The organism is Lacticaseibacillus hegangensis (assembly GCF_003946465.1).
Classification (GTDB): domain Bacteria; phylum Bacillota; class Bacilli; order Lactobacillales; family Lactobacillaceae; genus Lacticaseibacillus; species Lacticaseibacillus hegangensis.
In genome coordinates this window covers 70,199-78,425 of record NZ_RHOL01000011.1, presented here as the reverse complement: position 1 = coordinate 78,425, position 8,227 = coordinate 70,199, and the positions used below count along the sequence as shown (strand labels likewise).

Below are 8,227 nucleotides of genomic sequence, written 5' to 3'. Positions count from 1 at the left end.
TCGCAACGCTCCAAACGTTGCTTTCAGACCGGCCAGATGCGATTTCATGTCCCAAATACCGAGGTGAATAATCCAGGTGTCGTCATTGTTGAATTTGAAGATCCCAATTTCGTCCCAATGGATGGTTTTGCCAGTCGCTGGAGCCGACGCAAAAGTACCTGCATGTTTAGCGGTGTACGTGTAGTGTGCAATGACTTGGTTGCCATCAGCGACGACCTCGCGCATGGTGACCTTTTGTTCACTGAGAGCGGCGTGTAGGCTGTCCCAGCCTTTATGGACCCAACCCATGAAGTTGCTTGCTGCAGGTTTAATCTGGTCGGTTGCCTGTAAGAGACTAGCGAAACCTGCGCGACGAGTAACAGTTTCGGGTGTGACGACAGATTCGACGTAAGCCACATCGTTATTTGGTAGTGCTTCAGCAATCAGCTTAGTGACGATGTCTTTGTGTAATTGGGTATTTGTCATGAAAATGACCTCCACGTATTTAAGTTTAGTGAATGTTAAACGCGTGTTAGTGGCCGTCTAATGCGTTCTTAGTGAATCACTGACATTAGGTTAGCAGGGGATATTTAAGTTGTCAATCGATAAATCGAGAAAAGTCGATATTTACTTTTAAATCAATTCTGTTAGACTAAAGCCATGGAAATAAATGAGAAGCTCTTCAAAGCACTGGCAAATCAGACCCGATTGGATATTTTGCAGTGGCTCAAGGATCCAGAAAAGGAAATCACCAGCGTATCGTGTGAAACCGTGCGTTACATGATGACCGAAAAAGGAGGCATCTGTGTCCAAGATATCGTCAAAAAAGCTGGCTTAGCCCAGTCCACGGTGTCTAAATACTTGAGCGATTTGCAAGATTGCGGCTTACTGGAATCTGAACGTCACGGAAAATGGACCTATTATCGACGCAATGAGGCCAATTTGCAGGCGTTAGCTAAGCTGATTGCTACGGCACTGTAAACAGTGCCTTTATTTTTCGCACAATGAATCGATATTTCACGATTTATAGATATGGAGATGTGAATCAATGGCAACAATGAGAATTAATTGGCCAGAGTGGCAAGGTGGCATGAATCCTGATTACCAGATGGGTAATCGGGTCTTAAACGCAATCGTACCGGAGGTCTTTGATGCACAACACGTGACCATTCCTGTCAGTACAGATGCCGACGAGCAGGGTGGCATTGAAGGTGGGGCGCAACTCGTTGGGCAACAAAGATTTGCCCGAGATGCCTTAATGAAATTCCGGCCGCAGCGTGTGATCACCTTGGGTGGGGATTGTGGCGTGTCAGAAGTACCATTTGATTATTTACACGGCCAGTATCCTGATGACTTTGGGGTGATCTGGTTAGATGCCCATCCTGACATTTCAACAATCAGGGACACGCATCATCTGCATGAAATAGTGGTTGCAGATCTACTCCATGCCAGTGATTCCGAATTTGCTCAACAGGTTCAAAATCCATTGCGACCATCACAAGTCTTCTTTGCTGGTTTACAGGTGGCGGCATTACGACCGATGGATCAACTGGTGAAGACCATGAGCATGGCAACTGCCACACCTCAACAGTTGGGTCAGGGGCAACCAATTCAAGACTGGCTGGCTGCACATGGCATTCAACATCTTGCCGTACATTTTGATCTAGACGTGTTAGACCCAGACGATTTTCGCTCAATTCTGCCAGCTAAACCACATTTTGAGCGTACCCAATTCGGTGCGGCCATCGGTAGCATGACGCTCGATCAGGTAATCGCGTTACTGACGGAAGTGAGCCACCAAGCCGATATAGTCGGGCTAAGCATTGCGGAACATATGCCTTGGGATGCGTTGAATTTGCATCGCGGATTGAATCAGTTACCAATTTTTAACGGAGGACAGCAATTATAATGCGTAGCGTGACCGAAATTTTAGGGACTAAATATCCACTGATCCAAGCACCGATGTCTTGGGTAACAGACGCGAGACTGGTAGCTGCAGTAAGCAATGCTGGTGGTTTGGGTGTGCTTGGTCCGAATGCCGGGCAAACAGAAGTGACAGATGACCCAATGATTACTGCTGAGCGCATGCGCCAGGAACTGCGTAAGGCTCGAACGTTGACTAACCGGCCAATCGGAATGAACATATTGACGCCTGAGCCGGACCAAAGCGTTGCGGATAGCGTATTTACTGCTGCATTGTTGAAGATGGCCTATGAAGAAAATGTCCATCACTTCGCGGTGGTCGGCAGTGCTCATGAAGAGTTGTTCGCCGACATCATAGCGCATGATGGAATCTTGATTTTCCGTCCCTTGACGCCGACTGTCGCGCAAATGCGTGCAGGGGAACGCCTTGGCGCTGATATTTTAGTCGCGACTGGTAGTGACGAAGGTGGCGTGATGCCACGCCAGGACTTTGGCACGTTTACTGTTGTGCCCGCCATGGTTGATGCAGTATCTACACCCGTGTTGGCAGCTGGTGGGATCAACGATGCACGCGGCGTGCGGGCAGCTTTTGCCTTGGGCGCGCAGGGGGTGTATATTGGCAGTCGTTTCTTGATGACTGAGGAATCACCGATGGCTGATAACGCAAAGGCTGCTGTGCTTAAAGCACATTTTAGCGATGTTTTGAGAGTTTCGCCGACGCAACGCTCGGTGAAGACACCGGCAGCATTAAAATATGCCCATCGGTACCGCAACAATGATGATACTGGACTCAATCATGAAATTAGTATTAACGGTGGATTGAGACCAGGCATGTTACTGGGAGACTTCGAGCGTGGGATAATCAGTGTGAACAATGGCGTTGATACTATCAATTCATTGCCCAGTGTCGAGGCGTTGATTGGTGAATTGATGGTCTAGTTAAATCAGTCCGAGATGTCAGCACCCATTGCGGTGCTTTTTTTATACGTCAGATTCTATTTAGCTTGTGAATCAAGGATGCATACTCTTCAGCGGGTCATTGACTTGTGAATCCTGAAACTCTTTTATCTTTTGTATTTTGTCATGGAGCTCGTCAATTTTCTTCACGGGTAGCCGCTGCTATCGATCACCGACATGAAGACCTTGAAGCAATACTGCTTTGAACATGCCGTCGAGGATGAGTTCTGCGTCATGGTGTTGGTGGCGTTGCTGACGGGACTACGCCGGGACGAGTGCCTGGGGGACGGCCGGAAGCATTATATGACGAGCAGGGTGATTGTGGCATTCACGTTAATCAGCAGCGAAGTCCTTGGGTGAAGAACGAGACCACCCTGAAGACCAAAAACGCGTATCGAACGGTATCATTACCTTGCAAGCTATATAATCTCCTCAATCAGATCGAACCCAAGGCTGATGGCTACAACTTTGAGACATTTGGATTCCGAGTTGCGCTGCGATTGGAGCCGCTATTGAATATTGAAAGAGGTAAAAGTCAGTCATACGACTTTCCATGGTTTGCGCGACACGTTCGCTCCATTTTTATTCAGCCAAGATATTGATCTGGCCTATGTTTCGGGGCATCTAGGTCATGCCAGCTTAAGCACCATACAGGACTATTACATCTCACTGATGCCAGAAAAAAAGCACGCCCAAGATGGACGTGCAGTGGACTTGCTATCAAAATTGTAAACTCTGCAACAGCAGAAGTCCGGTAAACGTTGCGGTAACAACGTTTGTAGTCCTGAATATTACAGTTTCTGGTTGTAGTATTCAACGACAAGGGATTCGTCGATGTCTGGTTCGAGTTCGTCACGCGTAGGGAGGCGCACATAGGTGCCTTCCTTTTTGTTTTCGTCGAAGGAGACGTAAGCAGGACGAGAAATTGTTGCTTCGAGTGCTTCACCGACGATTGCCAGGTTCTGGCTGCGTTCACGCAGGCCAATCACTTGGCCCGGCGTTACTTCGTAGGAAGGAATGTCAACGCGCTTACCGTCGACCGTGATGTGGCCGTGGTTAACGAGCTGACGCGCCTGCGGACGAGTGGTGGCCAAACCGAGACGGTAGACCAAGTTGTCCAGACGGCTTTCCAGCATGATCATGAAGTTCTCACCATGGGTGCCTTCCTTGAGCTTGCCGGCGCGAATAAACAGGTTCTGGAATTGGCGTTCGTTCAAGCCGTACATCCAACGCAGCTTCTGCTTTTCAGTCAGCTGCTGGCCGTATTCGGAAACCTTACGGCGGTTGTTGGCACCATGATCACCAGGCGCGTACGGACGACGAGCAAGTTCTTTACCAGTGCCGGAAAGGCTAAGCCCCAAACGACGGGACTGCTTCCAGCGAGGACCAGTATAACGAGACATAGGATATTTCCTCCAAGATTTTTATTTGGAGTAAAATAATGAATTGTGAATTCAGAACACGGGCAGTCGGGCTAAGCCGTTCGCTCTTGCAGCCGCGGTTACTAAGCTCTCCGATACCGGTTGCCAAACTGGAGCCGACCATTCCATTCACTGCTGCATTATTTTACACGCGCACTAGTATATCGCGGAAAGGGCCGCCGCGTCAAGGTGTTTCGAAAGCGCCGCGCCGAAGTCCGTCAGCACTTTCACGTTCTTTTCCGAAAAGCGGTCGAGGATCGGTGAGTCAATGTCCATGATGCCGACAATACTGCCGTCAACCTTCAGCGGGACCACTGTTTCCGAATTGCTCGCGGCGTCGCAGGCGATATGGCCGGCAAATTCGTGCACGTTTGGCACGCGCAGGGGAGTTTGTTTCTCATAGCTGGTACCGACGACGCCGCTGCCGGGCGCGATGTGCATGCAGGCGACCTGGCCTTGGAACGGGCCGAGGTCCAATGAATTGCGCTGCTTGCTGTAGATATAGAATCCGGCCCAGTTGACCTGATCCAGGCTGTTGTACAAAATAGCGGCGGCATTACTTAAGTTGGTGATGACGTTGGTCTCGCCGTCGAGCAAAGCGGCGACTTGGTCAACGATGATTGGATCAATGGCAGTCATGGTGACACTCCTTTTTGCGTCAAAAGTCCGAAACGTCGCGGCTTTTCCTATTAAAAGGGTTTCATATTGCCGGCGTTTTTGAGATACTAGGAACCGAAGACGATTTTCAGAACATTAAGGTCAGTGTACGAGGCAGCGGCCGAGAATGCAATCTTGAAAGTCGGCGCGGAAGGTGTAGAGAAAATGAATTGGATTATTATTGTACTCATCATCATTGTGCTCTTAGCCTTAGGGGTATGGGGCTATCAGGTGCGGAACGCGCGGTTGATCCACGATTTGGACGCCGAGGTCGCGACCATTGATACAGGTGCGGTGCCGGGGCTGATCCGCAGCATTCAGCAGCTGAGCCTGACTGGCGATAGCCTGGACGACTTTAAGTCCTGGTCGCAAAAGTATCAGGGTCTGGTTGACGGCGAGCTGACCGAGCTGCAGACAGCGCTGCTTGATGTGGAGCAGGCCAACAAGCAATTCAAGTTTGGCCAGGTCAAAGATGGCATGGCCAACATCGATGCGCTGCAGACTTCGGCAGCCAAGGACATGAAGCAGATCGAAAGTCACCTTGGCATGATCAAAGAGGCTGAGGCCGATAACGCCAAGCAGCTGAAAGTTTTGCGCAACGACTATCAGGAAGCGCGCAAGACGGTGCTGGCCAAGAGTTTTGCCTATGGCGACGCGCTCCCGGCGCTGGAAGCCAGCTTGCAGGATATCGCCTCACAGTTGACTACGGCGACTGAAGTCAACGTTGGGGGTGACCCGCGGCGGGCAAAAGCCGCGATCAAGCAGGTCAAAAATAGCGTTGCGGCGCTCAAACTGCAAGTCAAGCAGTTGCCGCCGCTGGTGAACTCGGTCGTCAACGAATTTCCTTCACAGTTGCAGGAAATCCAATCGGGCTATCAGCAGCTGACTGAGCAGCATTTTCTCTTTACCGACGACGTGCCCGCTGGGGTCGCCGAGGTGCAAAACCTGGTCGCGAAGGCGGAGGCTCAGATCAAGGACCTGGACGTCACTGAACTGACCGCAAACAACGCGACGATTGCCGACAAAATCGACAGCCTGTACGCGGTGATGGAAAAGGAACTCAACGCGAAGAGTTCGGTCATGGATCAAAAGGACGAGCTGCGGCAGTTCATCAGCCACGCGATGCAGCAAAACCGGACGCTGAATATCGAGCTGGATCACCTCAATCAGTCCTATCAGCTTAACCACGATGAGATCAAAACGGCAAATGAGTTGAAGGTGCAACTGGACACGATCGATCAGGCGTACGCCAAGGCCATCGACCAGATCAATCAGAATCAGGCGATTTACTCAGACCTTTTGGCCCAGTTTACGCATGATCGCACTGATCTCACCGAAATCGAAAAGCAGCAACAGGCCATCAATGCCAGCGTTTCCGGTCTGCGTGAAACCGAACGCAAGGCGTTGGCTCAGGTCGAGGCGTTCGAGCGGGCCGTGCGTGATGTCCGCTACGAGGTGTCTCGCCACGACCTGCCAGGCCTGCCAAAAGCCTATCGTGACTTCTTCAAGGTCGTCAGCGACGAGATCCTGCAGCTGAAAGACGACATGGATCAAGTTAAAATCGACCTGGACGCCATCGCCAAAACGCTGATTCGGGTGTCGACTGACATCGACCAACTGAAGCAGCAAAGTCGCGACCTGATCAGTGCCGCAGGGCTGTGCGAGCAGCTCATGCAATACGCGAACCGCTACAAGACCTCTCATGAGGAAGTGGCTCAGGCCATGACCGATTCGGCCAAATTATACGCCAAGTACGATTACCAAGGCGCGGCTGACGCCATTGCCACCGCGCTGGAGAAGGTGGAGCCAGGCAGCTACAAGAAGGTGGCCGACGACTTCAACGCCCAGCAGCATGACGAACTGGTTTAACTGAGCTTAATATAGAAGAAAACGACGGCTGCAGGCGCAAACCTGTGGCCGTCGTTGTGTTATTTTTCGGGGGTAATGTATGGTGCGCGGGGTACCGTAACGCCCACGCTGGTCCCGGCCACATACTGGGCAGTTGCGACTTTGGCCAAATTTTCGGTCGTGCCGGTGAGAATCACGCCTTTGAACTTTAGTTGCGCCGGCGGGGTCTTCGTCGCATTTTCATAGGCTTGATTATGCTTGGCACCGGTCCAATACTGGCTGAGTGCCTTGCGCCAGTATTTGGCTTGACTTTGCGGTGTCTGACCATCTGCAACCGCCATGCCGATCGGACTCTCGGCTATTCTAGGCTGCGCCACGTCGCCGGAGATAGAGACGTGGGCCGTGTCGTTGAACAGGTAGCCCCACCGCAGCTCAAGGTTCTTTGGCAGCAGCCGTTTCAGCTCAGCATAAGTGTAGCCGCGGTTAAAAGTGACGGCGATTTCGCCGACGTGATCAGGGAGCTCGGCCAGCGTTTTGGCCTCGTTTGGCAAGTCCTTGGTCCCGGTGTAGAATCGCGCGATTTTTTGCGTGCTCCCGGGCTGGAACTGTTGCAGGCCGAAACGTTTGTCTCGCCGTTCGATGGTCTGGGCATACAGATTATCATCTAGCTGCCAGCGGAGGTTGGTGTAGTGGGACGTGTAGGTCCCCCAAGGCACCTTGTACCCATCAATGTCTTTATACGTTTTGGTCACCACATTGCCGCCAAAACTGGTGTCGTTGGTCAGCATCTCCGAGGAAATTTCGACATTGGGCTCGGCGACAGTGTGGTAAGCATTCAGCTGATCAAATAAGGCCCCGCTTTGGCGGGCGGCCAGTTTGTTCAAGACGCCGTAACTCAGCGGCACTAAGATCACCACCACAATCGCGGCGATTCCCGCCATCATCAGCCGCTGTTTCCACTTGGCACGTTGCAGCGCTTTGTCTAACATGATTATTCCTCCCATTTGGTGCGCAGACTGGCCCGCGCCCTCGCCAGCATGGTTTTCACACTGGCTGGCTTCAGGCCGAGCAGCTGCGCGATTTCTTGATATGAAAAACCGTAATAATACTTCAACGCCAGCAGTTCTTGCTGGTTGGCGGGCAGCGGTGCAAGCATCTCGGCAAATTGCGTCGGACTGGCGGCGGCAGGTTCGGGGATGGCGGCATTCAGCGTTTCGTTCTGGCGCCTGCGCAGACTGTCCAGGAAGGCATTGAGCGCGATGCGATAGAACCACCCGTCAAAGTTGCGTACGGAAAGGTCCGGCAGCATGACGATGATTTTCTCGTAGGCCGTCGCCACTGCGTCTTCCGCGTCGGCCCGCTGGATCCCGCGCGCCTGCAGCCGCTGCACGACCACGCCGCCTAGCGCCAGCAAATGCTGGTCGAACTCTGATTTGGCCATC

At 52.0% G+C, this 8,227-nt stretch carries 10 protein-coding genes; 5 read left to right on the top strand and 5 right to left on the bottom strand.

Features of this window, described 5'->3' with window-relative positions; genetic code table 11:
* Positions 1 to 465, bottom strand: a 465-nt coding sequence (locus tag EKM86_RS04805; RefSeq protein WP_164506169.1) for an ester cyclase, incomplete at its 3' end; no start/stop codon positions are given.
* 174 nt (positions 466 to 639) lie between these two features.
* On the opposite strand from EKM86_RS04805, the gene EKM86_RS04800 reads away from it, so the two are divergent.
* The 4 genes from EKM86_RS04800 (at position 640) to EKM86_RS04785 (ending at position 3,591) form a co-directional block, all read left to right on the top strand.
* Positions 640 to 960, top strand: a complete 321-nt coding sequence (locus EKM86_RS04800) for an ArsR/SmtB family transcription factor (protein WP_125755590.1) — start codon at positions 640 to 642, stop codon at positions 958 to 960.
* A 67-nt stretch (positions 961 to 1,027) separates the two neighbouring features.
* Positions 1,028 to 1,888, top strand: coding sequence for an arginase family protein (locus tag EKM86_RS04795; protein WP_125755588.1), 861 nt, complete (start codon positions 1,028 to 1,030; stop codon positions 1,886 to 1,888).
* Positions 1,888 to 2,841, top strand: coding sequence for an NAD(P)H-dependent flavin oxidoreductase (locus EKM86_RS04790; protein ID WP_125755586.1), 954 nt, complete (start codon positions 1,888 to 1,890; stop codon positions 2,839 to 2,841). The genes EKM86_RS04795 and EKM86_RS04790 overlap by 1 nt, the downstream gene beginning before the upstream one ends.
* Before the next feature lie 537 nt (positions 2,842 to 3,378).
* Positions 3,379 to 3,591: a tyrosine-type recombinase/integrase gene (locus tag EKM86_RS04785; RefSeq protein ID WP_164506168.1), complete on the top strand. Its 213-nt coding sequence runs from the start codon at positions 3,379 to 3,381 to the stop codon at positions 3,589 to 3,591.
* A 59-nt stretch (positions 3,592 to 3,650) separates the two neighbouring features.
* Here EKM86_RS04785 and rpsD read toward each other — a convergent pair whose 3' ends face one another.
* Both rpsD and EKM86_RS04775 read right to left on the bottom strand, forming a co-directional pair.
* Entirely contained in the window at positions 3,651 to 4,262 is a 612-nt protein-coding gene (rpsD, locus tag EKM86_RS04780) for a 30S ribosomal protein S4 (RefSeq protein WP_125755582.1), read from the bottom strand.
* A gap of 174 nt (positions 4,263 to 4,436) precedes the next feature.
* Positions 4,437 to 4,919, bottom strand: coding sequence for a GAF domain-containing protein (locus EKM86_RS04775; protein ID WP_125755580.1), 483 nt, complete (start codon positions 4,917 to 4,919; stop codon positions 4,437 to 4,439).
* A 183-nt stretch (positions 4,920 to 5,102) separates the two neighbouring features.
* On the opposite strand from EKM86_RS04775, the gene ezrA reads away from it, so the two are divergent.
* Positions 5,103 to 6,806, top strand: coding sequence for a septation ring formation regulator EzrA (gene ezrA / locus EKM86_RS04770; RefSeq protein WP_125755578.1), 1,704 nt, complete (start codon positions 5,103 to 5,105; stop codon positions 6,804 to 6,806).
* A gap of 59 nt (positions 6,807 to 6,865) precedes the next feature.
* Here ezrA and EKM86_RS04765 read toward each other — a convergent pair whose 3' ends face one another.
* Positions 6,866 to 7,774 carry a sigma factor regulator N-terminal domain-containing protein gene (locus EKM86_RS04765; protein ID WP_164506167.1) on the bottom strand — a complete coding sequence of 303 codons (909 nt, stop codon included), beginning with the start codon at positions 7,772 to 7,774 and terminating at the stop codon, positions 6,866 to 6,868.
* Between the two features lie 2 nt (positions 7,775 to 7,776).
* Positions 7,777 to 8,226: an RNA polymerase sigma factor gene (locus EKM86_RS04760; RefSeq protein ID WP_125755574.1), complete on the bottom strand. Its 450-nt coding sequence runs from the start codon at positions 8,224 to 8,226 to the stop codon at positions 7,777 to 7,779.
* Between the last annotated feature and the right edge of the window lies 1 nt (position 8,227).